The sequence below is a fragment of the Actinoplanes sandaracinus genome, from assembly GCF_030009775.1.
Taxonomy (GTDB): domain Bacteria; phylum Actinomycetota; class Actinomycetes; order Mycobacteriales; family Micromonosporaceae; genus Actinoplanes; species Actinoplanes sandaracinus.
Map to the genome: position 1 here is coordinate 1 of NZ_JASCTH010000039.1, position 22,745 is coordinate 22,745.

Annotated in this window: 19 protein-coding genes, 1 tRNA gene, 1 other RNA gene and 2 pseudogenes; 16 read left to right on the forward strand and 7 right to left on the reverse strand. The window is 69.8% G+C overall.

The genetic code is table 11. The annotated features are described in order from the left end of the window. From QLQ12_RS40795 to QLQ12_RS40805, 3 genes and pseudogenes are all read left to right on the forward strand, one after another. Positions 1-149: pseudogene (locus QLQ12_RS40795) on the forward strand (IS701 family transposase); the annotation flags it as partial. Between the two features lie 176 nt (positions 150-325). Beyond that, the gene (locus tag QLQ12_RS40800; protein WP_282766396.1) at positions 326-490 is read left to right on the forward strand and encodes a hypothetical protein; all 165 of its coding nucleotides are present in this window, start codon (positions 326-328) and stop codon (positions 488-490) included. 431 nt (positions 491-921) lie between these two features. Next, on the forward strand, positions 922-1,350 hold the full coding sequence (locus QLQ12_RS40805; RefSeq protein ID WP_282766397.1) for a tyrosine-type recombinase/integrase: 429 nt from the start codon (positions 922-924) through the stop codon (positions 1,348-1,350). Between the two features lie 86 nt (positions 1,351-1,436). On the opposite strand, the gene QLQ12_RS40810 is transcribed toward QLQ12_RS40805, so the two are convergent. Continuing rightward, positions 1,437-1,524: transfer RNA gene (locus QLQ12_RS40810), tRNA-Ser, on the reverse strand. An 84-nt stretch (positions 1,525-1,608) separates the two neighbouring features. Between QLQ12_RS40810 and ffs the strand changes: the two genes are divergently transcribed. The 9 genes from ffs (at position 1,609) to QLQ12_RS40855 (ending at position 12,664) form a co-directional block, all read left to right on the forward strand. Continuing rightward, an RNA gene (gene ffs, locus QLQ12_RS40815) (signal recognition particle sRNA small type) lies at positions 1,609-1,705 on the forward strand. Positions 1,706-1,792: 87 nt separating this feature from the next. Further along, positions 1,793-5,242, forward strand: coding sequence for a DNA polymerase III subunit gamma and tau (locus QLQ12_RS40820; protein ID WP_282766399.1), 3,450 nt, complete (start codon positions 1,793-1,795; stop codon positions 5,240-5,242). A gap of 545 nt (positions 5,243-5,787) precedes the next feature. After that, complete coding sequence (locus QLQ12_RS40825; protein WP_282766490.1) at positions 5,788-6,087, forward strand: YbaB/EbfC family nucleoid-associated protein; 300 nt, start codon at positions 5,788-5,790, stop codon at positions 6,085-6,087. A 4-nt stretch (positions 6,088-6,091) separates the two neighbouring features. Then, on the forward strand, positions 6,092-6,685 hold the full coding sequence (gene recR / locus QLQ12_RS40830) for a recombination mediator RecR (RefSeq protein WP_282766401.1): 594 nt from the start codon (positions 6,092-6,094) through the stop codon (positions 6,683-6,685). 155 nt (positions 6,686-6,840) lie between these two features. Beyond that, positions 6,841-8,502: an ABC transporter substrate-binding protein gene (locus QLQ12_RS40835; RefSeq protein WP_282766402.1), complete on the forward strand. Its 1,662-nt coding sequence runs from the start codon at positions 6,841-6,843 to the stop codon at positions 8,500-8,502. 94 nt (positions 8,503-8,596) lie between these two features. Then, the gene (locus QLQ12_RS40840; protein ID WP_282766403.1) at positions 8,597-9,601 is read left to right on the forward strand and encodes an ABC transporter permease; all 1,005 of its coding nucleotides are present in this window, start codon (positions 8,597-8,599) and stop codon (positions 9,599-9,601) included. Beyond that, a complete protein-coding gene (locus tag QLQ12_RS40845) occupies positions 9,598-10,551 on the forward strand; it encodes an ABC transporter permease (protein WP_282766404.1) in 954 nt (317 codons plus the stop codon). Before QLQ12_RS40840 ends, QLQ12_RS40845 begins: the two co-directional genes overlap by 4 nt. A gap of 8 nt (positions 10,552-10,559) precedes the next feature. After that, on the forward strand, positions 10,560-11,555 hold the full coding sequence (locus tag QLQ12_RS40850; protein WP_282766405.1) for an ABC transporter ATP-binding protein: 996 nt from the start codon (positions 10,560-10,562) through the stop codon (positions 11,553-11,555). After that, the gene (locus tag QLQ12_RS40855; protein WP_282766406.1) at positions 11,552-12,664 is read left to right on the forward strand and encodes an ABC transporter ATP-binding protein; all 1,113 of its coding nucleotides are present in this window, start codon (positions 11,552-11,554) and stop codon (positions 12,662-12,664) included. Before QLQ12_RS40850 ends, QLQ12_RS40855 begins: the two co-directional genes overlap by 4 nt. Positions 12,665-12,811: 147 nt before the next feature. On the opposite strand, the gene QLQ12_RS40860 is transcribed toward QLQ12_RS40855, so the two are convergent. From QLQ12_RS40860 to QLQ12_RS40880, 5 genes and pseudogenes are all read right to left on the reverse strand, one after another. Continuing rightward, a complete protein-coding gene (locus QLQ12_RS40860) occupies positions 12,812-14,371 on the reverse strand; it encodes a beta-N-acetylhexosaminidase (protein WP_282766407.1) in 1,560 nt (519 codons plus the stop codon). 97 nt (positions 14,372-14,468) lie between these two features. Continuing rightward, positions 14,469-14,696, reverse strand: a pseudogene (locus tag QLQ12_RS40865) (hypothetical protein); the annotation flags it as partial. Positions 14,697-14,740: 44 nt separating this feature from the next. Then, positions 14,741-15,394: an HNH endonuclease family protein gene (locus tag QLQ12_RS40870; RefSeq protein WP_282766409.1), complete on the reverse strand. Its 654-nt coding sequence runs from the start codon at positions 15,392-15,394 to the stop codon at positions 14,741-14,743. A 71-nt stretch (positions 15,395-15,465) separates the two neighbouring features. Continuing rightward, a complete protein-coding gene (leuA, locus tag QLQ12_RS40875) occupies positions 15,466-17,205 on the reverse strand; it encodes a 2-isopropylmalate synthase (protein WP_282766410.1) in 1,740 nt (579 codons plus the stop codon). A 188-nt stretch (positions 17,206-17,393) separates the two neighbouring features. Further along, a complete protein-coding gene (locus QLQ12_RS40880; protein WP_282766411.1) occupies positions 17,394-18,167 on the reverse strand; it encodes a hypothetical protein in 774 nt (257 codons plus the stop codon). Positions 18,168-18,351: 184 nt separating this feature from the next. Between QLQ12_RS40880 and QLQ12_RS40885 the strand changes: the two genes are divergently transcribed. From QLQ12_RS40885 to cutA, 3 genes are read left to right on the forward strand one after another with little or no spacing between them, the layout of a single operon-like run. Beyond that, positions 18,352-19,617, forward strand: coding sequence for an aspartate kinase (locus QLQ12_RS40885; protein WP_282766412.1), 1,266 nt, complete (start codon positions 18,352-18,354; stop codon positions 19,615-19,617). Positions 19,618-19,624: 7 nt separating this feature from the next. Continuing rightward, entirely contained in the window at positions 19,625-20,692 is a 1,068-nt protein-coding gene (locus tag QLQ12_RS40890; RefSeq protein ID WP_282766413.1) for an aspartate-semialdehyde dehydrogenase, read from the forward strand. A 26-nt stretch (positions 20,693-20,718) separates the two neighbouring features. Next, positions 20,719-21,075, forward strand: a complete 357-nt coding sequence (gene cutA, locus QLQ12_RS40895; protein WP_282766414.1) for a divalent-cation tolerance protein CutA — start codon at positions 20,719-20,721, stop codon at positions 21,073-21,075. A gap of 202 nt (positions 21,076-21,277) precedes the next feature. Here the strand turns inward: cutA and pyrE are convergent, their stop codons facing one another. Beyond that, complete coding sequence (pyrE, locus tag QLQ12_RS40900; protein WP_282766416.1) at positions 21,278-21,805, reverse strand: orotate phosphoribosyltransferase; 528 nt, start codon at positions 21,803-21,805, stop codon at positions 21,278-21,280. Positions 21,806-21,955: 150 nt separating this feature from the next. On the opposite strand from pyrE, the gene QLQ12_RS40905 reads away from it, so the two are divergent. Continuing rightward, positions 21,956-22,225 carry a hypothetical protein gene (locus tag QLQ12_RS40905; RefSeq protein ID WP_282766417.1) on the forward strand — a complete coding sequence of 90 codons (270 nt, stop codon included), beginning with the start codon at positions 21,956-21,958 and terminating at the stop codon, positions 22,223-22,225. Positions 22,226-22,745: the final 520 nt, after the last annotated feature.

Consider the following 22,745-nt stretch of genomic DNA (forward strand, 5'->3'; position numbering starts at 1 on the left):
ACTACCGCGAAGTCAAGACCGGTCTCGGTCTCGACCACTACGAAGGCCGCACCTGGCAAGGCTGGCACCACCACGTCACCCTCGTCTCCGCAGCCCACATCTTCCTGACCCTGCAACGCCTCGACCCAAAAACCCATGCGCCGGAATGACCCTCTACGCCGTACTCCGACGCCTGCAGCTCCTGCTGGTCCATCTCCTCGGATCCTGCCCCACCTGCCGAACCCCGTTCCCACAACGGAAACGACGCCCACGACGCGGATCATGACAAAGCACTACTAGGGCGGTGATGCTCGTGAACAGTGCGCGGGCGTGTACGGCGACCAGTGTGCTCGGCAACCTGCTGCCCGACTTGATCCGGGACGCCCAATTGGCCGTGCAAGGTCACGAGGGAGCCGAGCGCAGGCAGGCACAGGTGATTTTGGCGGATCTGCTGGGCCTGGCGCAGATGTGCCGACCAGCCGGACTCTGCATTCTTGTGGCGGGTCACTGACCGGGCCGTGGTCGCGGCGCATGAGTCTAGCAACGTCAAGGCCATCGCTGGCGCCACGTGGTTGCCGTCGGACAAGATCGAACGGCATCGGTTGGCAACGAATGAGACCGCATTTGAGACCGGGGCTCTTGTCGAGCGGACGGGGCGTCGGGTCAGCTCGACCGGGCATGTGGCCGAAGTGCTCCACGAATCGCCGGTCGCCTAGGCTCCGCCGGCCGACCCAGGGGATCGAGCGGGCTTTGATGTCGAAGAGTGAGTCGCCGACCAGCACGCAGGTTCCTTGATCCCGAACAGGAACTGACACCGGCTTTCAAGACCGAGCGCTACACGCCTCTGAGCTGCTGAAACAGGTGAGGGTGGCCCGCCGTTGCCGCACTGTCGCCGTCCCGGCTGTCTTGTGAGCACCGTGGCGGGTTCATCGGCTCAACCGGATGCCAGAGCTGCTGAAGGCACACAAGACGGAGCAGGCCGCCGAGCGGAAGAAAGCCGCTCAATTGTGGGAGGAGGGAGGGTGGGTGATTACGAACCCGGTCGGCCGCCCGTTGAATCCGAACACCGATTACCACGAATGGAAGCAGATTCTCCGCGACGCTGGTCTACGTGACGGCCGTCTGCACGATGCCCGGCACACCGCCGCCACCGTGCTGCTCATCCTCCAGGTGCACGAGCGAGCCGCGATGGGAGTCATGGGCTGGGCCACAACGGCCATGGCAGCCCGGTACCAGCACTTGACCGATCCGATCCGGGCCGACATCGCGAAGCGGGTGGGTGGGCTCATCTGGAAGCCCTCGGAGGTGTCCCCGGTAGGCCCACCGGCCGACTCGGTGGGGGAGGGGAAGGGCGGCGAGGAGGCCGCCTGACGGGCAACTGAGACCACAACTGAGACCGCTCATGCAGAAGGGCCGATCCCCTCGGGGGTCGGCCCTTGCGTTGTGCCTGGTAGAACTGGCGGAGGATACGAGATTCGAACTCGTGAGGGGTTTCCCCCAACACGCTTTCCAAGCGTGCGCCCTAGGCCACTAGGCGAATCCTCCGTGCGCCAGAATACAGACGTTCCGTTCCCCGGTGCGCGGGGAGGGGGGTCTGCGTGTGGCCGGCCGTGGCCGGGTACCCTCTTCGGTAGCCCCTCGTGCGGCGTGTATCCCGTGAACCTCCCCAGGGCCGGAAGGCAGCAAGGATAAGCGGGCTCTGGCGGGTGCACGGGGGGTCCTTACTTTTTGTGGCACCGCACTTCCGGGGCACGTCGTTTGTTCTTGTCAGACCCTCGACGGAGAATGACGCGGTCTTCAGGAGGTGGCAGGAGTGGCTCTCGCCCTCTATCGCAAGTACCGGCCGCGCACCTTCGCCGAGGTCATCGGCCAGGAGCACGTCACGGAGCCGCTGTCGCAGGCGTTGCGCAGCGGGCGGCTCAACCACGCCTATCTCTTCTCCGGCCCGCGCGGCTGCGGCAAAACGTCCAGTGCCCGCATCCTGGCCCGCTCGCTCAACTGCGAGCAGGGCCCCACGCCCGATCCGTGCGGGGTCTGCGCCTCCTGCCGGTCGCTGGCCAACGACGGTGGCGGCTCGATCGACGTGATCGAGATCGACGCGGCCAGCCACGGTGGCGTCGACGATGCGCGTGAGCTGCGGGAGAAGGCGTTCTTCGCCCCCGTCAGCAGTCGCTACAAGATCTACGTGATCGACGAGGCGCACATGGTCTCGTCGGCCGGCTTCAACGCGCTGCTCAAGCTCGTCGAGGAGCCGCCCGACTACGTGAAGTTCATCTTCGCCACCACCGAGCCCGACAAGGTGCTCGGCACCATCCGGTCGCGGACCCACCACTACCCGTTCCGGCTGATCCCGCCCGCGGTGCTGCGGCCATACCTCCAGCAGCTCTGCGACGCCGAGGGTGTCGTCGCCGATCCGGCGGTGTTGCCGCTGGTGGTGCGTGCCGGTGGGGGCAGCGCCCGTGACTCGCTCTCGATTCTCGACCAGCTGATCGCCGGCTCCGGGGCGGAAGGCGTCACCTATGCCGGGGCCGTCGGCCTGCTCGGCGTCACCGACGTCACCCTCATCGACGAGATGTGCGCCGCCCTCGCCGACGGTGACGGCGCCGCCGCCTACGCCACCATCGACCGGGTCGCCGAGGCCGGCCACGAGCCCCGCCGCTTCGCCTCCGATCTGCTGGAGCGTTTCCGCGACCTGATCGTTCTGCAGCAGGTGCCCGACGCCGTGGCCAAAGGCCTGATCGACGGTCCGGCCGACCAGCTCGAGACGATGGCCGGGCAGGCCGCCCGGCTGGGCGCGGCCACCCTGTCCCGCTGCGCGGACATCCTGCACAACGGCCTGGTGGAGATGCGCGGCACGACCGCGCCGCGCCTGCTGCTGGAGCTGGTCACGGCTCGCATGCTGCTGCCCGGCGCCGACGACTCGGCCAGCGCGCTGCTGCAGCGCCTTGAGCGGCTGGAGCAGGGGATCACCCTTTCCCCGTCCGCCGCCGTTGACGTCCGAGGCGATCGTCCGGCCATCACCGACTCCGGCGCCGAGGCGCTCCGTGACCCTGCCGCCGGTGGTGGTACCGGTGGTACCGGTGGTACCGGTATCGGCGGTGGTGCCGGTGGCGGTGGGAAAGCGGCTGCCATGGCCGCCGCCGCCGCGGCCGCCGCCGCTCGCGGTGGATCCGGCCGCCCGCCGGCGGGTGGGGCGGCCGCGCGGCCGGTCTCTCCGGCGGCTCCTGCCGCTGCCGCCGTTCCCGCCGCGCCTGCGGCTACTGCCGTTCCTTCCGTTTCGCCGGTTCCCGCCGCTCCCGTTTCGCCGGCTGCGGCCGGCACACCTGGTGCTGCGGCTCCGGAGCCGCCTGGGGCTGCGCCGGGTGAAGCCGCCGCTGCCACCCGCGACGAAGGTCCCGCTCCGGGAGCTCCTGTTTCGGAGGTCACGGCCGAGGGCCACGGTGAGCCCGACTGGAACCGGATCGCCGAAGGTGGCGGGCCGACCGTCGCCACCGGCGACGGCCACTACGACGAGGAACCCCCCTGGGACGAGGAACCGCCGGAGGACGAGCCCCCGGCCCCCGTCCGGGCGGAGCCGCGTCTCGCATCCCCGCCGGACGACCGGCTGGAGCGGATCCGCGACGCGTGGCGGATCCTCGGCCAGCAGCAGGCGAAAGTCCGGGCCATGCAGGAGTACGGCATCGGCGTCCGCGAGGTGGACGGCGACACCGTCGTCTTCGCCGCGCCGACCCAGGCGCTCGTGGACCGTTTCCTCAACTGGCGCGACGCGATCGCGACGGAGTTCCGGCGGGCTCCTGGCGGGGACTGGCGGATCCGGTGCGAGGTGGGTGAGGCGAACGACGCCGATCCGGCTCGTGGCGCCACCCGGCCGGGAGCATCCGCTGACGGCCGGGACCAGCCCGGGCGGCGGTCGGCCCCCGGAACAGCCGGAAGGCCCGTCCCGCAGCAGGGTTCGCCGGCAGTCGCCTCGTCAGCGCCGGAGCGGAACACCGGGCGGACCGAGTCCCGCCCGTCCCGCCCACAGCGAGCCCCCGCCGCCGACGCCGACGATGACTGGCCTGAACGCACTCGCCCCGCCGGCCCGGTAAGCCGCGACGATCACCGGCAACCCGGCGTCGCCGTGTCGCCGGATGGCCGCCGTGCTCAGGACGCCGGCACATCAGCAGCGGCTGAGCGTGGGAGTGCCGGCCGATCGCCGTCTGCCTCGCCAGAAGGACCGTCAGCAGCGGTCTCTGCGGGGAACAGCGAGGATGCGGCCTGGCCCGAGCCTGTCCGGCCGGGCCGAGCGGCCCCGGCGACTTCCGTGACGGAGAGTGCGGACACGGGTTGGCCGGAACCTGCCCGGCCGGGGGCATCGGCGGTCGCCGCCGCTGACTCCGTGTCTGGAGACACCGGCTGGCCGGAGCCCGCTCAACCGGGTGGAGCGGTCCGATCGGTCCCCTCGGCGGAGAGTGACGAGCCTGCCTGGCCCGAGCCGGCCAAACCGGGCGGTGGCGGCTCCACGGCGCCGGCTGCCGGTTCTGGAACGGGCGTTGATTCTGGGGCGAGTGCCGGGTCTGGGGCGAGCGCTGACTCCGCGTGGCCTGAGCCGGCTCGGCTTGGTGTTCGGCCTGACGCGGGCCCATCCGCCGCGGTCACCGAGAGCGTGGGAGGTCCGGCTGCCGGGCCTCAGACCGGCACGGGTGGGGGCGCCGCCTCGCGGCCCGAGCCGGCGGCCGGGCCGACGCCCGGTGTTCCGGCATCCGGTGGTGGCGTGTCGTCGCTGGGTGGCGGTGCCGGTGGGGCGTTCGGTGGGGCCGCGGTCTCGGCGCCGCGTGACAGTGGGCCGCCCGCGGCTCCGGCTCGGCCGCCCGCGGCGCCGGCTCGATCGGCGGCGATGGAGGCGGCTCGTGCCGCCGCGCGTACCGCGACTGAAGGGGCCGGCAGCAGCGGCGCCGCCGCCGCGCGTGCCGCTCTGGCCAATGCGCGCAGTGGGGTCGCCGGCCGGCCGGCCGGTGGTGCGGCGACGGCCAAACCGGCCGGGGCGCCGGGTGGCGCCGCGCGGACCTGGTCCGACGGGTCGCCGATCGAGGAGGCGCCCTACGATCCGGAGTACGACGGTCCGCCACCTCCGGGCGCAACGGCGGCCTTCGAGGGTTTCGACCCGGGTGACGAGCCGCTCGACGACGTGATCGACGAGAAGACCGCCCGGCAGAGCGGTGAGGAGCATGCGATGCAGCTTCTCCGGGAGGCCTTCGGCGCTGAGAAGATCGGCGAACTCTGACCTTCCGCCGCCTGTCGGGCCCGTCTGGCCGAGCGGCTTGCGCTGTGCGGCTGTCGGCCGCCGCCTCAGCGGGGCGGCCTGTCGACCCAGCGCGGGCGGCCGTCGGTTCAGGCCTGGTGGCGGTTGGCTCAGGCCGGGCGGAGGCTGACTCGACGCGGTGGCGCGTCGACCCCAGTGGGCGGTCGTCGGCTCGGGCCGGGCGGCGGCTGACTCAGCGCGGCCGGTCCCGAGGCGGCGCCGGTCCGGAGGCGGGTTGCCCGAGCCGAGCCGAGCCGGGCCGCCCGGCGCGCCGCGGGGCTCAGGGCTGCAGCCGCAAGCGCACGGTCCAGCGGCCGGAAGCCGCCGCGCCGCCAGGTTTTCGGATCTCCGGCGGGCCCGGATGCGGGGTGTTCTCGCGGGGGTGGTGTCCGGTGGCGTCTCGGCGGGCATGGAGAGGGCGGCGGCTACGCTGGCGGCGGTAACTTCGACCGCCGCGCCATATCGACGGTGGACAACGAACCGATTAGTTGAGGAGCGGTGCCATGCGCCCCGGTGCACAGCCGAATATGCAGCAGATCATGAAGCAGGCGCAGAAGATGCAGGAGCAGGTGGCGAAGGCGCAGGCCGAGCTGGCCGAGGCCGAGCTGACCGGCACCGCCGGTGGCGGCCTGGTGACTGTGGTGATCACCGGTCTGGGTGAGTTCAAGTCGGTCAAGATCGACCCGAAGGTCGTCGACCCGGAGGACGTGGAGACGTTGGAGGACCTGGTCGTGGCCGCGATCCACAACGCGGCGGAGGCGCAGCGCGAGCTGGCCGAGACGAAGATGGGCCCGGCGACCGGCGGCTTCTCCCTGCCGGGGTTCTGATCCCGTGTATGAAGGTGCCATCCAGGATCTGATCGATGAGCTGGGCCGGCTGCCGGGTGTGGGCCCGAAGTCGGCCCAGCGCATCGCGTTCCACGTTCTGTCCGCGGACCCGGCCGACGTGAACCGGCTGGCCACCGCGCTACGCAAGGTCAAGGACCTGGTCCGCTTCTGCACCACCTGTTTCAACGTGGCCGAGTCGGAGCAGTGCCGGGTCTGCCGGGACACCCGCCGCAGCAACGAGGTGTTGTGCGTGGTGGAGGAGCCGAAGGATGTCGTGGCGATCGAGCGCACCGGCGAGTTCCGGGGGCGCTATCACGTGCTCGGCGGTGCGATCAATCCGCTGGAGGGCATCGGGCCCGACAATCTGAAGATCCGCGAGTTGCTGATCCGGCTGGGGACGGGGGAGGTCCGGGAGTTGATCCTGGCCACCGACCCGAACACGGAGGGCGAGGCGACCGCGACCTACCTGGCCCTGCTCATCAAGCCGATGGGTATAGCGGTGACCCGGCTGGCCAGTGGCCTGCCGGTCGGCGGCGATCTGGAGTACGCGGACGAGATCACTCTGGGGCGTGCTTTTGAGGGGCGCCGGGCGGTCTGACGGCTGGTGTCGGGGTGGATACGGCGTGAAGCAGCCTTGTAACAACACGATTGGATACCAACGGCTGCCCGGTAAACCAACGTGCGATTAATGTCCGTCGCATCGGTGGCACACTCCACCGCGTTGACCACCCCCACAGGCAGAGGTGAAGCACGATGCGTCCATCGAGGCGGAAAGCCGCGATCGCGGTTACCGCAGTCGCGATCCTTGCAGCCGCCGGCTGTGCCGAGAGCGACCGTGACGGTTCTGGTGGTACGAGCGTCAAGGACACGCTGGTCTTCGGTGTTGCCGGTGACCCGAAGGTGCTCGACCCGAGTCTCGCCAGCGATGGCGAGTCGCTCCGTGTCGCCCGGCAGATCTTCGAGACGCTGGTGCGCCCGGAAGAGGGCGGCACCAAGCCGTCGCCCGGTCTTGCCGAGAGCTGGACTCCGGACGCCGCCGGCACGACCTGGACGTTCAAGCTGCGGTCCGGCGTGAAGTTCCACGACGGCACCGACTTCAACGCCGAGGCGGTGTGCGTCAACTTCAACCGCTGGTTCAACTCGACCGGTCTGATGCAGAGCCCCGACGTCACGCCGTACTGGCAGGACGTAATGGGTGGCTTCGCGAAGAACGAGAGCGACGAGCTGCCGCCGAGCCTCTTCAAGTCCTGCGCGGCGAAGGACGCCACGACGGTGGACCTGTCGTTCACCGCGGTGTCCAGCAAGATTCCGTCGGCACTGATGCTGCCGTCGTTCGCGATCCACAGCCCGGGCGCCCTCAAGCAGTACGAGGCGTCGAACATCGCCGGCACCGCCGACGACATCAAGTACCCGTCGTACGCGATGGAGCACCCGACCGGCACCGGCCCGTTTAAGTTCAAGACCTGGGACAAGCCGAACAAGTCGCTGACTATCGAGCGCAACGACGCCTACTGGGGCGACAAGGCGAAGCTGAAGACCCTCGTCTTCCGCACGATCTCCGACGAGAACGCCCGTAAGCAGGCGCTGCGCTCCGGTGACATCCAGGGCTACGACCTGGTCGGCCCGGCTGACGTCGAGCCGCTGAAGGGTGAGGGCTTCAACGTCCTGACCCGTCCGGCGTTCAACATCCTCTACATGGCGATCAACCAGAAGGGCAACCCGGCGCTGGCCAAGCCCGAGGTGCGCCAGGCGATCAACTTCGCGATCAACCGGCAGGCGCTGGTCGACTCGAAGCTGCCCCCGGGCGCCAAGGTGGCCTCGCAGTTCATGCCGGAAACGGTCGAGGGCTGGAACGCGGACGTCAAGAAGTACGACTACAACGTCGAGGAAGCCAAGAAGCTGCTGGCCGCGGCCGGCGCGAGCAACCTGAAGCTGCGCTTCCACTACCCGACCGAGGTCACCCGGCCGTACATGCCGAACCCGAAGGACCTGTACGAGCTGCTCGCCGCCGACCTGAAGGCGGTCGGCATCGAGGTCGAGGGCATTCCGCTGAAGTGGAGCCCGGACTACCTCAACGCCACCACCTCGGGCAGCGCGCACGACCTGCACATGCTCGGCTGGACCGGTGACTACGGCGACGCCTACAACTTCATCGGCACCATGTTCGACCGTCAGAAGGACGAGTGGGGCTTCAACAACCCGCAGCTGTTCGCCCAGTTCAAGGACGCCGACACCACGGCGGACCCGACGCAGCGGATCGCGAAGTACAAGGCTCTGAACGCCGCTGTCGCGGAGTTCGCGCCGGGTGTCCCGATCTCGCACTCGCCGCCGGCGATCGTGTTCGGCAAGGGCGTCACCGGTGTCACGCCGAGCCCGCTGACCGACGAGCGCTTCTCCGGGGCGACCTTCAAGTAAGCCGCAACCCGGCACCGCGGTATTGATCTATCGGCGGGCGGGCGTCATACCCTGACGCCCGCCCGCTGTCGACCTCCCACCTCTCGAGGCGGCCTTGATTCGGTTCATCGTGCGACGCCTGCTACAGCTGATTCCGACGCTGTTCGGCCTGTCGATTCTTCTGTTCATCTGGTTGCGCCGCCTGCCCGGCGGCCCGGAGACCGCGATCCTCGGCGAGCGCGGCACCCCGGAGCTGCGCGCGCAGATCCGGGCGAACCTCGGCCTGGACGAGCCGCTGCTCGTTCAGTACGGCCGGTTCATGCAACGCATGCTCAAGCTTGACCTGGGCACCTCGATCTCGACCAAGCGCGAGGTCACGACGGAGTTCCTGGAACGTTTCCCGGGCACCGTGGAACTCACCATCACCGCGATGATCATCGCGATCGGCGTCGGTATCCCGCTGGGCTATCTGGCCGCCCGGCGTCGCGGCAGCTTCCTGGACAGCGCCTCGGTCGGTGGTTCGCTGATCGGCATCTGTGTGCCGGTGTTCTTCCTGGCGTACGTGCTGAAGGCGGTCTTCTCGGAAGAGCTGCACATGTTCCCGTCGAGTGGGCGGCAGGACCCGACCCTCGGCGCCACCCGCATCACCAATTTCTTCGTCCTGGACGGCTTGATGACCCGCGAGTGGGACGCCGCCCTCGACGCGCTGTGGCACCTGGTTCTGCCCGGCATCGCGCTGGCCAGCATTCCGTTGGCGATCATCGTCCGGATCACCCGGGCGAGCGTGCTCGAAGTGCTGAGCGAGGACTACGTCCGGACCGCCCAGTCGAAGGGCCTGTCCGAGCGCACGGTCCGGGGCCGCCACATCCTGCGCAACGCGATGCTGCCGATCGTCACGGTGATCGGCCTGCTCACCGGCGGCCTGCTCTCCGGCGCGGTGCTGACCGAGACGGTGTTCGCTTTCAGCGGCATCGGCGCGTTCCTCTATGAGGCCATCGCCAACCGGGACTATCCGGTCCTGATGGGCTTCATCATGATCATTGCCGTCTTCTACGTCTTGGTGAATCTGCTGGTCGATGTCTCGTACAGCCTGATCGACCCGAGGGTGAGGGTTCGATGAGCACCAAGAGTGACAAGGTCGACCGGCTGGGCGAGTTGTCCGCGGTCAAGCAGGACGAGCGCGGTGTCAGCCTGTGGGCCGAGGCGTTCCGGCAGTTGCGCCGCAACCCGAGCGCCATCGTCGGCGCGTCGATCCTGCTGCTGTTCGTGATCATCTCGATCATCGGGCCGTGGCTGGCGCCGTACTCGCCGACCGACACGATGGGCATCCGCGAGGGCGTGATCAAGCCGGGTCTCATTCCGGGCCCGTCGGCCGAGCACTGGCTCGGTTACGACCACCAGGGCCGGGACGAGTTCAGCCGACTGCTGGTCGGGGCCCGCCAGACGCTGCTGGTGGGCGTCATCTCGACGTTGATCGGCCTGACCATCGGCGCGCTGATCGGCGGCATCGCCGGCGCGTCGGCCGGCCTCGGCGGCCGCATCGGGCGTGCGGTCGACGGCGTGCTGATGCGCATCGTCGACATGCTGCTCGCGCTGCCCAGCCTGCTGCTGGCGGTCAGCATCGCGGCGCTGCTCGGCGCCAGCCTGACCACGGTGATGATCGCCGTCGGCATGGTGTCGGTGCCGGTCTTCGCCCGGCTGCTGCGTGGCGCGATGATCGCGCAGTCCGGTGGCGACTACGTGCTCGCGGCGACGTCGCTCGGCGTGAAGAAGTCGAAGATCGCGTTCACCCACATCCTGCCGAACTCGCTGGCCCCGGTCATCGTGCAGGCCACGCTCACGCTGGCCACCGCCATCATCGAGGCCGCCGCCCTGTCCTTCCTCGGGCTGGGCAACCCGGACTCCTCGATCCCGGAGTGGGGTGTCATGCTCGCCGACGCGCAGCAGTACCTCGGCGCCCGTCCCGGTCTGGCGATCTATCCGGCGCTGGGCATCATCATCACCGCGCTCGGATTCACCCTGCTCGGTGAGGCGATGCGTGAGGCCCTCGACCCGAAACTGCGGAAGTGAGGCCCGCCATGCCTTTGCTCGACGTCAAGGATCTGTCCGTCACTTTCGCCCGGCGTGGTCAGCGCACCGTCCGGGCGGTCGACGGAGTGTCGTTCTCGGTGGAGGCCGGGCAGGTCGTCGGCCTGGTCGGCGAGTCCGGCTGCGGCAAGAGCGTCACCTCGCTGGCCCTGATGGGGCTGCTGCCGAAGAAGCGCGGTGTGACCATCGGTGGTTCCGCGATGTTCGCGGACGACACCGACCTGCTCAAGACCGACGAGCGGAGCATGCGGGACATCCGCGGCCGGGACATCGCGATGATCTTCCAGGACCCGCTGTCCTCGCTGAATCCGGTCGTGCCGATCGGCGTGCAGGTGACCGAGGTCCTCAGCCGGCACCGGGGGATGCAGGGGGAGGCCGCCCGCAAGGAGGCCACCGACCTGCTCGACAAGGTCGGCATCCCGGACCCGGCGCGGCGGCTCAAGGAGTACCCGCACCAGCTCTCCGGCGGCATGCGGCAGCGGGCGCTGATCGCGATGGCGGTCGCCTGCAAGCCGCGGCTGCTGATCGCGGACGAGCCGACCACCGCGCTCGACGTGACGATCCAGGCGCAGATCCTGGAACTGCTGCGCGGTCTGGTCCGCGAGTCGGGAACCGCCCTGGTCATGATCACTCACGATCTGGGTGTGGTGGCCGGCATGTGCGACACGGTCAACGTGCTCTACGCCGGCCGGGTCGTCGAGTCGGCCCGGCGCAAGCCGCTGTTCGCCGAGCCCCGGCATCCGTACACCCATGGCCTGCTCGGCTCGGTGCCGCGCCTGGACTCCGCCCGCGGCGAGCGGTTGCACGCGATCCGTGGCTCGGTGCGTGACGTCCTGCCCTGGCCGGACGGCTGTGCTTTCGCCCCGCGGTGCGACCGCCGGGTGGACGCGTGCGTCGGCGAGCCGCCGGCGCTGGTCGAGAGCATCCACCGGCACGCGTACCGCTGCGTCAACCCCGAGCCCGTTACCGCGGAGGTTTCGTCGTGACCGAGGTGCTGGTCGAGGTCGACGACCTCAAAGTGCATTTCCCCATCAAGCGCGGGGTGTTCCTGGACCGGACGGTCGGGCACGTCAAGGCCGTCGACGGGGTGGATCTGCGGATCGAGAAGGGCCGGACGTACGGCCTGGTCGGTGAGTCCGGTTGTGGCAAGTCGACGCTGGGCCGGGCGCTGCTGCAACTGACCAAGCCGACCGGCGGCCGGGTGAACTTCGACGGCACCGAGCTGACCACGCTGCCGCCCAAGCAGCTGCGGCAGATGCGCAAGCGCATGCAGATGATCTTCCAGGACCCGATGTCCAGCCTGGATCCGCGGCAGAACGTCGAGTCGATCCTCACCGAGGGCCTCCAGGCGCACGGGATCGGTGGTGACCGCACCGAGCGGCGGAAGCTGATCGCGAAGACCCTGGACGCGGTCGGTCTCCCGCAGTGGGCGCTGTCGCGCTATCCGCACGAGTTCTCCGGCGGCCAGCGTCAGCGCATCGGCATCGCCCGGGCCGTGGTGCTCAACCCGGAACTGATCGTCGCCGACGAGCCGGTCTCGGCCCTGGACGTCTCGATCCAGGCCCAGGTCATCAACCTGCTGGGGGATCTCCAGGAGGAGCTGGGCCTCACCTACCTGGTGATCGCCCACGACCTGGCGGTGGTCAAGCACATCTCCGACACCGTCGGCGTGATGTACCTGGGCGGCCTGGTCGAGGAGGCGTCGAGCGACGACATCTACCGTCGGCCGCTGCACCCGTACACCCGGGCCCTGATGTCCGCGGTGCCGGTGCCGGACCCCGAGGTGGAGGACCGGCGGGAGCGGATCCTGCTCGCCGGCGACCTGCCGTCACCGGCGAACCCGCCGACCGGGTGCCGGTTCCACACGCGGTGCCCGTGGGCGCAGCCGACGAAGTGCCGCGACGACCGGCCGTCGTTGCGGATCATCGGCACCGGTACGCACCGGGTGGCCTGCCACTGGGCGGAGCAGATCGAGACCGGCGAGATCCGCCCGCACGCGGTGAAGGCCGAGATCACCGCTGACGGCGCCGGCGCGAAGGACGCGCACGGAGCGCTGGAGACCGCCCTGGAGACCCCCGGCGGTCCGGTGGTCTGAGGCACGATCCACAGCTCTGCGTGGTACGCGAGAAGGCCGCCCCGGTCAGCCCTGGGGCGGCCTTCTTCATTCTCGCGACGGGCCCGGCTGCGGTGCCGTCCGGTCGGCGGGACGGCTCACGGCGTACCCGACGGGGGTCTTGATCCTTCAGGACCAGCGGATCTGAGGGGATCGGTGGAAGCGGACGCCCTGCCGGGCCCAACGGGGGCCGTAGGCGCCCAGGCGGGCGCGGAATGACTCCCAGTCGTGGGTCGCCCGCGGCGACCAGCCGAGCTCGGCGGCCGCGACGAGCCGGGGGAAGGCCATGAACTCGATGTCGGCGAGATCGCGCAGCGTCTCCGACCACAACGGAGCCTCCACCCCCAGGACCGATTCCTCCGGTACGCCGTGCAGCAGCCGCCCGGGGTTCCAGTCGTAGGCTTTGCGCACCTCGATGGAGCCGGCCCAGTCGAGCCCGCCGGGTGTGAGCTTGTCGTAACGCATGTCGAGATAGGCGCGGTTCGCGGGGGAGAGCACCAGTCTCGCTCCCGCGGCGACGGCGGTGGCGACCGCGGGGTGGCTGTTCTCCTTGCCCCAGTACTGGAGCACCGCTCCGGCCGCGGCCGGGGACTGGGCGATCTCGTGCCAGCCGAACGCGGTCTTGCCGTGCTCGCCCACGAGCGGGAGGACCCGGCGCTGGAAGGCCAGGTAGCCGCCGTGCGCGGTCGCGAACGTCTCGTCGCCGCCGATGTGCAGGTACGGGCCCGGAGTCATCTCGGCCACCTCGCGGATGACGTCCTCGGCGAACCGGTAGGCGATCTCCTCGCCGACGCAGAGTGAGCTGTAGCCCACCCGCATGTCGGTGCGGGCTTTCGGCGCGACCCCGTCGCAGGTCAGCTCCGGGTAGGCGACCTGGGCGGCGTTCACATGCCCGGGCATGTCGATCTCGGGCACGATCGTGATGTAGCGGTCGGCGGCGTAACGCACGAGGTCGCGGTAGTCGTCCTTGGTGAGGAAGCCGCCGCCGGCGCCACCGACACCGGTGCCGGGCGCGCCGCCGACCTCGGTCAGCCTCGGCCAGGAGTCGATCTGGATGCGCCAGCCCTGGTCGTCGCTCAGGTGCAGGTGCAGGTAGTTGATTTTGAACCGGCTGATCTGGTCGATGTAGGCACGGACCTCGGCGGGCTCGTGGAAGTGACGGGCCAGGTCGAGCATGGAGCCGCGGTAGGCGTACCGCGGATGATCTTTGATGTGGCCGCCGGGGAGAACCCATCGGCGGCGCTGCGGGGTGTCCGCCTCGATCTCCGGCGGCAGCAGTTGGCGCAGCGTCTGCACGCCGGCGAAGAGCCCGGCCGGCCGGGAGGCCCGCAGCTCGACGCGAGCGTCGCGGATGTCGAGCCGATAGCCCTCGTCCGGGTGCCCCGGCTCCAGGACCAGGGCGATCGCCGCCGTGCCGGCTGCGGTGACCACAGGCAGGCCGAAGCCGGTGGCCGGGCGCAGAGCGGCGGCGAGCTGCCCGGCGACCGGCATGGCGTCGCCGGAAGCGGTGATCACGGTCTGTGCGGTGAGCCGGAAGTCGTCGCCGGGCGCCGGCGTCGCCTCGGCCACCGCCGGAAGGACGCCGGTCAGCGCGATCATGGCCGGCCCGGGAAAGGGGCCGGCCGACGCGGTCGCGGTGACCAGCGGAAGGGCCACGATCAGGGCGACGGCCAGGCGGGTGAGACGCATCCGCCCGACCCTAGCCACCCTGTGCCAGGCTCAGAGCCCTCAGGGGCGATCGCGCTCGCAGCCATGAACATGTGGGGAGATCGTAGATGCCGGTGCATCACCCTTCGGGGCGGTGCAGCAGCGCCACCGCGATCGCGTGCACGGCCTCGAGGTCGGCGGGGTCGGCCAGCTTGGACCGGCCGCCGGTCACCGCGTACCACTCCTCGGCGTCCTTGTACTGGACGCTCAGGACGGCCTCGCCGCCGGCGAGTTCGGTGCGCAGCGTCAGATCACCGGTGACGACGCCGACCTCGTCGGTCATCACGCCTCCCGGCCCGGCCACGATGTCGCTGCTCTTGCCCGTGCTCTTGTTCTGCGCCGCCTCGGCCATCAGCAGGTCCCCAGCATCTCGGTGAGAGCGTCCTTCTCCTTCTGCGTCACCGTCAGTTTCCAATGGCTCTTCACCTCAACCCAATCCTTCGCGTACGAGCACCAACTGTCCCGCGCGGGCGGCTTCCACGTGGACGGGTCCTGATCGCCTTTCGACCGGTTCGAGCCGGCGGAGACGGCGATCAGTTGCGGCCGGTCCAGGTCGTTGGCGAAGTCGCCGCGCTGTTCGGTGGTCCACTTGTCGGCTCCGGAACGCCAGGCGGCGGCCAGCGGCACCATGTGGTCGATGTCGACCTGGGTGGGAGCGTCCAGGACCTTGCCGTCGTAGAGGCTGTTCCAAGTGCCGGCGACGACGTTGCAGCCGGAGAACTTGACGTTCTCGCCGTCACGCTTCAGCACGGTGTCACGGACGTCGCAGTTGTCGCCGGTGTCCCGCCAGTGCGGGAACTTCTCCCGGCTGTACCCGGCCATCGAGCCGGTCTTCGCGACGACCTCGAGGGTGCCGAGAACGGCGGAACTGTCGGACGCGGAGCCGGAACCGGCGGAACCGGAACCACCGGGGGCGCCGGGGTCGCCGGCGGTGACGACGTCACAGCCGGTCGCGGCGACGAGGATGAAAGCGGCTGTGGCGAGGGCGGAGCTACGTGGGGGCACGGGTCAAGTCTCGTACCCGATCTTGCCGCGTGCCACTCGAGAGCACGAGCGGCACGCGGCAAGGGTGAAAATCAGCGTGCGCGGTTGACCGCGCTGGTCACCGCTTTGATGGACGCGCTGACGATGTTGGCGTCGACACCGGCGCCCCAGACGGTCACGTCACCGACCTCGCACTCCACATAGGCGGCGGCCTGCGCGTCGCCGCCCGAGGTGAGCGCGTGCTCGTTGTAGTCCAGCACCCGGGCGTTGATTCCCAGAGGCTCGATGGCCTGCAGGAACGCGGCGATCGGGCCGTTGCCGACACCGACCAGCGGCCGCCGCACGCCACGGTGGATCACCTCGACGTCGATCTCGACCTTGCCGTCGACGGTGGCCGTGCTGTAACTCTCCACGGTGAACTTCGTGGCGGCCTGGTGCTCGACCAGGTATTCGGCCGCGAAGTAGTCCCACATCTGCTGCGGGGTGACCTCGCCGCCGTCGGCGTCGGTGTGCTGCTGCACCACGCCGGAGAACTCGATCTGCAGCCGCCGCGGCAGGTCCAGCTTGTGCTCTTCCTTCATGATGTACGCCACGCCGCCCTTGCCGGACTGCGAGTTGACCCGGATGACGGCCTCGTAGGTGCGGCCCACGTCCTTCGGGTCGATCGGCAGGTAGGGCACACCCCAGGTGAAGTCGTCGATCGGCGTGCCGGCGGCGTCCGCGTCGGCCTGCAGCGCCGTGAAGCCCTTCTTGATCGCGTCCTGGTGCGAGCCGGAGAACGCGGTGTAGACCAGATCGCCCGCGTACGGGTGCCGCTCGTGCACCGGCAGCTGGTTGCAGTACTCCACGGTGCGCTTGATCTCGTCGATGTTGGAGAAGTCCACCTGCGGGTCGATGCCCTGGGAGAACAGGTTGAGCCCCAGGGTGACCAGGTCGACGTTGCCGGTGCGCTCGCCGTTGCCGAACAGGCAGCCCTCGATCCGGTCGGCGCCGGCCAGCAGGCCCAGCTCGGCGGCGGCGACCCCGGTGCCGCGGTCGTTGTGCGGGTGCAGGCTGAGGATCACGCTGTCCCGGCGGGGCAGGTTGCGGTGCATCCACTCGATCGAGTCGGCGTAGACGTTCGGGGTGGCCATCTCGACGGTGGCCGGCAGGTTGATGATCAGCGGCCGGGCCGGGGTCGGGTCGATCACGTCGATGACCGCGGAACAGATCTCCAGCGCGTAGTCCAGCTCGGTGCCGGTGTACGACTCCGGCGAGTACTCGTAGAAGATCTCGGTGTCCGGGGTGTGGATCTCCGCGTACTTCTGGCAGAGCCGGGCGCCGGTCGTCGCGATGTCGGTGATGCCGTCGCGGTCCAGGCCGAACACCACGCGCCGCTGCAGCGCCGAGGTGGAGTTGTAGAAGTGCACGATGGCGCGCTTGGCGCCGCGGATCGACTCGAAGGTGCGGTCGATCAGGTGCTCCCGGCACTGCACCAGCACCTGGATGGTGACGTCGTCCGGGATCAGGTCCTGCTCGATCAGTTGGCGTACGAAGTCGAAGTCGGTCTGGCTGGCCGCCGGGAAACCGACCTCGATCTCCTTGTAGCCCATCTTCACCAGCAGCATGAACATCCGCCGCTTGCGCTCGGGCGACATCGGGTCGATCAGCGCCTGGTTGCCATCACGCAGGTCGACCGCGCACCAGCGCGGGGCCTTCTCGACGACCCGGGCGGGCCATTGCCGGTCGGTCAGATCGACCGCGAACTGCTTCTGGTACGACTCGTAGCGCTGAAAGGGCATGGCGCTCGGGCGCTGCGTATCGAAAGGCTGAGTCTCGAAGGGAGTGGACATGTGACTGCTCCAGTCAGGAAGAAGACGAGCAGGCGGCGTGCGTCACCTCCGCGACGAGGTGCCGACCTGGAATGGGGCCTCGTCGCGGCAGCGAAGGAGAAGGTTCACCTGCCACATGTCGCCAGCCACGTTACGTCACGACCTTGAGATCGGCTAACCATTCGCCCGGATCGTGGGAAGGACAGGGGTCATGCGGACGGGGTCGGGCCGCTCGGCTGCAGCACCGGCGGCGGAGGGCTGGACATGCCCATCGGCTGGCCGCCCGCCTCCGGCCCGGGCAGTTGCAGGCTCGGCGGTCCCTCCACGTGGCGGACCAGCTTGAGCACGCCGAAGTCCACCCGTGCGGCGGTCAGCAGGCCGTCGGCGGAGTAGCAGTAGATGCCGACGTCGACCGGCTCGTCCAGCGCGGCGGTCACCGAGTCGACGGCGTAACAGGTGCCCTGTGCCCCGGCCAGCGGCTGGACCAGCGAGACCGCCAGCGGCGCCTTGCGGTCGGTGAAGACCGGCAGCCACTGCCGGAAGAGGCGCTGCACCCGCGGGTCGTAGCGGCGCGGCACCTTGTCACCGCGCTCGGCGACCCGGACACACGTCGGGCTGACCGGCTGGGCGGGGCTGGTGAGCGTGCACTGATAGAGACCGGTCGCCAACCGGATGATCGTGACGCCGGCGGTGCCGCCCAGCGCGCCGGCCGGGATGTCGACCCGCCACGTGCCGTCCTTCGCCACCGCGGCGACCACCTCGCGGGTCGCGCCTCCCGACTCGAAGGTGTAGAGGGCCGCGTACTGGCGGTCCAGGGCGAGCGCGGCCAGGCCGGCGAGCGCGTTACGGGCCTCGGGAGCCGGGGTGGCGGCCGACGGCACGGGGGACGGCGAGCCGGCGGCCGTCTCCGGCGTGGCGTCGCTGGTGCTACAGCCGGCCAGGCCGACCAGCAGCACGACGGTCAACGCGGAGAGAAGACGCATCGCGACATTCTCGCCCCATTTCGCGCGCTGCCCCCGGCATGGCGGCCCGGCGGCACCGGCGTGTCGCGTGACGTTGGCCGGATTGTGGGATCACATGTCGAGGCTGTGCCCGGGCGCGGCTAGTGTGGTGGCGACCGCCCTGACCGGCGTCGTTGTTCCGTATCGCCGAAGGAATGGTTTCGCCGTGGCTCTAGTGGTGCAGAAGTACGGTGGTTCATCGGTAGCGAACGCTGAGCGCATCAAGCGGGTGGCGGAGCGCATCGTGGCCGCTCGCAAGGCCGGCGACGACGTGGTCGTCGTGGTCTCGGCGATGGGCGACACCACCGACGAGCTGATGGACCTGGCCAACCAGGTCAGCCCGCTGCCACCCGGCCGTGAGCTGGACATGCTGCTCACCTCCGGCGAGCGGATCTCGATGGCGCTGCTCGCCATGGCGATCCACAACCTGGGTTACGAGGCCCGGTCCTACACCGGCTCGCAGGCCGGCGTGCTGACCACCTCGGTGCACGGCAAGGCCCGGATCATCGACGTCACGCCCGGCCGCCTGCGGACCGCGCTCGACGAGGGCGCCATCGCCATCGTCGCCGGCTTCCAGGGCGTGTCGCAGGACACCAAGGACATCACCACGCTCGGCCGTGGCGGCTCGGACACCACGGCGGTCGCTCTCGCCGCGGCGCTGCACGCCGACGTCTGCGAGATCTACACCGACGTGGACGGCGTCTTCACCGCCGACCCGCGGATCGTGCCGGACGCCCAGCACATCAAGAAGATCACCTACGAGGAGATGCTCGAGCTGGCGGCGGGCGGGGCGAAGGTGCTGATGTTGCGATGCGTGGAGTACGCGCGCCGCTTCAAGGTGCCGATCCACGTACGCTCTTCGTACTCGAACAAAGAAGGCACGCTCGTCACCGGCTCGATGGAGGACCCTGACGTGGAACAAGCACTCATCACCGGGGTCGCGCACGACCGTAGCGAAGCCAAGATCACGATTGTCGGCGTGCCCGACGAGCCGGGCTCCGCCGGCCGCATCTTCGAGACGGTCGCCCAGGCCGAGATCAACATCGACATGATCGTGCAGAACGTGTCGACCGAGGGCACCGGCCGCACCGACATCTCGTTCACGCTGCCGAAGGCCGACGGGCCGAGCGCGATGTCCGCGCTCGACAAGATCAAGCACCAGATCAAGTTCAAGAGCCTGCTCTTCGACGACCACGTCGGCAAGGTCTCGCTGATCGGCGCCGGCATGCGCTCCCACCCGGGTGTCGCGGCCTCCTTCTTCGCCTGCATCGGTGAGGCCGGCGTCAACATCGAGATGATCTCCACCTCGGAGATCCGGGTGTCCGTCGTCTGCCGTGACACCGACCTCGACACCGCGGTCCGCGCCGTGCACGACCAGTTCGAGCTCGGTGGCAACGAGGAAGCCGTCGTCTACGGCGGTACCGGCCGGTAAGCCGGACGTGGCGCAGCCCACGCTCGCCGTCGTCGGGGCCACCGGCTCCGTCGGATCCGTCATGCTCGAGCTGCTCTCGTCCCGGCGTAACCACTGGGGCGAGATCCGGCTCATCGCCTCGGCGCGGTCCGCCGGCAAGTCGCTGACCTGCCGCGGCGAGCGACTGGAAGTGGCCGAGTTGACCGCCGAGGCTTTCGACGGCGTCGACGTGGCGATGTTCGACGTGCCCGATGCCGTGTCCGAGCACTGGGCGCCGATCGCGGTCTCCCGCGGCACGATCGTGGTGGACAATTCGTCGGCTTTCCGCATGCGTCCGGACGTGCCTCTCGTGGTGCCCGAGGTCAACCGTGAGGACGCCGCGCACCGCCCGGCCGGCATCGTGTCCAGCGCCAACTGCACGGTGGCCGCGATGATCATCGCGGTGGCCCCGCTGCACTACGAGTACGGGCTCCGCGAACTGGTCCTGGCCTCCTACCAGTCCGCCTCCGGGGCCGGCCAGTTCGGCATCGACACCCTGCACGACCAGCTCACCAAGGTCGCCGGTGACCGCCTGCTCGGCTCCCGCCCGGGCAACGTGCGCCAGGCCGTCGGCGACGATCTCGGCCCGTTTCCGGCTCCGCTCGCGCTCAACGTGGTGCCCTGGTCGGGCGACCCCGCTGACAACGGCTGGTCGTCGGAGGAGATGAAACTCCGCAACGAGTCCCGCAAGATCCTGGGCGTGCCGGCCCTCAAGGTCTCCGCCACCTGCGTACGCGTCCCGGTCGTCACCGGCCACTCGGTGGCCGTGCACGCGGTCTTCGCCTCCGAGGTGACCGCGGACGGCGCCCGGCAGGTGCTGCGCAACGCCCCGGGCGTGATCCTGGTCGACGATCCCGACGCCGGCGAGTTCCCGATGCCGATCGATGCCGTCGGCACTGACCCGTCCTGGGTCGGCCGCATCCGCCGCGCGATGGACGACCCGCGTGCCCTGTCGCTCTTCATCACCGGTGACAACATGCGCAAGGGCGCCGCCCTCAACACCGTGCAGATCGCCGAACTGATCGCCGCCGAGCTCGCCAAGCGCACCGGCTCCTGACCGCGACGAACCTGCTGGAGGCTCTGGTGAGTGACGACGGCACCGGTATCTGCGAGGTGGTCATCACCGCCGCCGATCCGGAGTGGCTGGCCGGTTTCACGCGCCGGCTCATCGAGGACCGCCTGGCGGCGTGCGGCCAGCAGATCACCGCGATCCGTTCCCTCTACCGGTGGGACGGCGCCATCCAGGACGATCCGGAGGCCCGGGTGGCTCTGCACACCCGTGTCGACCTGGTCGGCCGCATCATCGAGCGGGCCGGCGCCGAGCATCCCTACGAGGTGCCGTGCGTCCTGGCCCTGCCGATCCTGGCCGCCAACCCCGCCTACATCGCCTGGGTCCGCGACGAGACGCAGCCCGCGCCACGGACCGACGGCGAGCCGTGATCCTTCCGGCCCCGCCACCCGGTGCGAGGGGACTTGCCCGTCAGGCGCGCCGCGGCCGGATCGCCGGGGACGTCGCGCGGTAGTGCGGGACGGCCCGGGTTCGCCCGGGGCGGCCAGGCGCGTACCGGAAAGGGGCGTGGCGAAGCGGGAGGGTCGCCCACCGGGCCGTCAGGGACCGCCCGGTGGGACAGTTCGTGAGCCGTCAGGCCGCGGCGTCGAGGTCCGCGCGGGTCAGCAGGGCCCGCAGGGTGATGCCTTCGGCGGCCAGCGCCTGGGAGCCGCCCTCCTGACGGTCGATGACGCAGACCGCGTGGTCGACGTGCGCGCCGAGCTTGCGCAGGTCGGTGGTGGAGAGGACCACCTGGCCGCCGGAGGTGACCACGTCCTCGACGATCAGGACGCGACGGCCGGCCACCTCGGCGCCTTCGGCGAGGCGGGCGGTGCCGTACTGCTTGGCCTGCTTGCGGACGAACGCGGTGGGGAGCTTCGCGTGCCGGGCCAGCGCGGTCACGACCGCGATGCCGCCCATCTCCAGGCCGGCGAGCACCTCGGTGCCTTCCGGAATGAGCACGGCGAGTCGTTCGGCGAGCCGGTCGAGCAGGACCGGGTCGGCCTCGAACTGGTACTTGTCGAAGTATTCGGTCGCTGTGCGGCCGGAGCGGAGCGTGAATTCACCGGTGAGGCGGCTCACGCTGCGGACCTGGCGGGCGAGGTCGCTGGAGTCTGTCACAAGGTCCCAGCTTGTCAGGCCGACTTCGGTGGCCGGACGCCGCCCCTCACGGTCACCCGTTGGCGTACTTGATCTCTTCGTTACCGCATCATATGCCGGATTAGTGTAATTTTCGCCTAATTAGTGGCTTGCGCCCGGAAGGATAGTTCTGTGACACCCTTCGCGATGCTCTTCCTGCTCGCCCTCGCCGGATCGTCGTGCTTCGCGCTCGGCCGGGCTCTGGGGCGCGGTGAACGCTACGAACGCGGTTACCGCGAGGGCTTCCGCGACGGCGAGACCGGCTCCCTCGCCCGCGCCACCCGGCTGATGCAGCTCTCGGAGCGGCCCTCCATCGCCCCGGCCGTCGAGTCGATGCTCGGGCCGTACGCCGTGCCCCAGCAGATGGCCCCGCGCACGGTCGGCCCACAGTTGGCCCTCTGAGGTCGCGGCCCGGCCGGACCGCACGCGGGAGTGACCGGCCGAACGGCCGCTCACTCCCGCGTCGTCATCACGAGATCCGGGTCGGTCGTCCCAGTGCTGCGTTTCGAGGTTGGCGTTGCGGGTGACCTTGGTCAGGATCGAGGCGCCCATGGAGTTGCGCAGGCAGGTGTGCTGGCTGCGGTTGACCCAGGCGCCGTAGCTCTTGAGCACGGCGTTCGCCTGGCCGGGCATGATGGCCACCGAAGCGGCGATGCCGGCGATCCCGGCGACAGCCAGAGCGCGCAGTCGTGTCTTGTGAGTCATATCTTCCCCCGAAGAAATTCGTGGGGGCGGCGGCCGGCACACCGGCGCCAACGAGTACTACACCCACTACCAGTGTGCGGCGGCGAGAACGGAGCAAACACCGCCTGCTCCCACCGGGTCGCGGCCTGATCCTCCACATGCCGATCGTGGCAGGCCGGCCCGTCGCTCTGGTGCCGGCCGGTCACGACTCGTCGAATCACCGCTCGACAACCCTCGC

Excerpts from the sequence above, each read along its gene's own strand:
- QLQ12_RS40805 (WP_282766397.1), top strand. The coding sequence starts at position 922 with ATGCCAGAGCTGCTGAAGGCACACAAGACGGAGCAGGCCGCCGAGCGG.
- QLQ12_RS40825 (WP_282766490.1), top strand. The coding sequence starts at position 5,788 with ATGCAGCAGATCATGAAGCAGGCGCAGAAGATGCAGGAGCAGGTGGCG.
- QLQ12_RS40835 (WP_282766402.1), top strand. The coding sequence starts at position 6,841 with ATGCGTCCATCGAGGCGGAAAGCCGCGATCGCGGTTACCGCAGTCGCG.
- QLQ12_RS40845 (WP_282766404.1), top strand. The coding sequence starts at position 9,598 with ATGAGCACCAAGAGTGACAAGGTCGACCGGCTGGGCGAGTTGTCCGCG.
- QLQ12_RS40850 (WP_282766405.1), top strand. The coding sequence starts at position 10,560 with ATGCCTTTGCTCGACGTCAAGGATCTGTCCGTCACTTTCGCCCGGCGT.
- QLQ12_RS40860 (WP_282766407.1), bottom strand. The coding sequence starts at position 14,371 with ATGCGTCTCACCCGCCTGGCCGTCGCCCTGATCGTGGCCCTTCCGCTG.
- leuA (WP_282766410.1), bottom strand. The coding sequence starts at position 17,205 with ATGTCCACTCCCTTCGAGACTCAGCCTTTCGATACGCAGCGCCCGAGC.
- QLQ12_RS40880 (WP_282766411.1), bottom strand. The coding sequence starts at position 18,167 with ATGCGTCTTCTCTCCGCGTTGACCGTCGTGCTGCTGGTCGGCCTGGCC.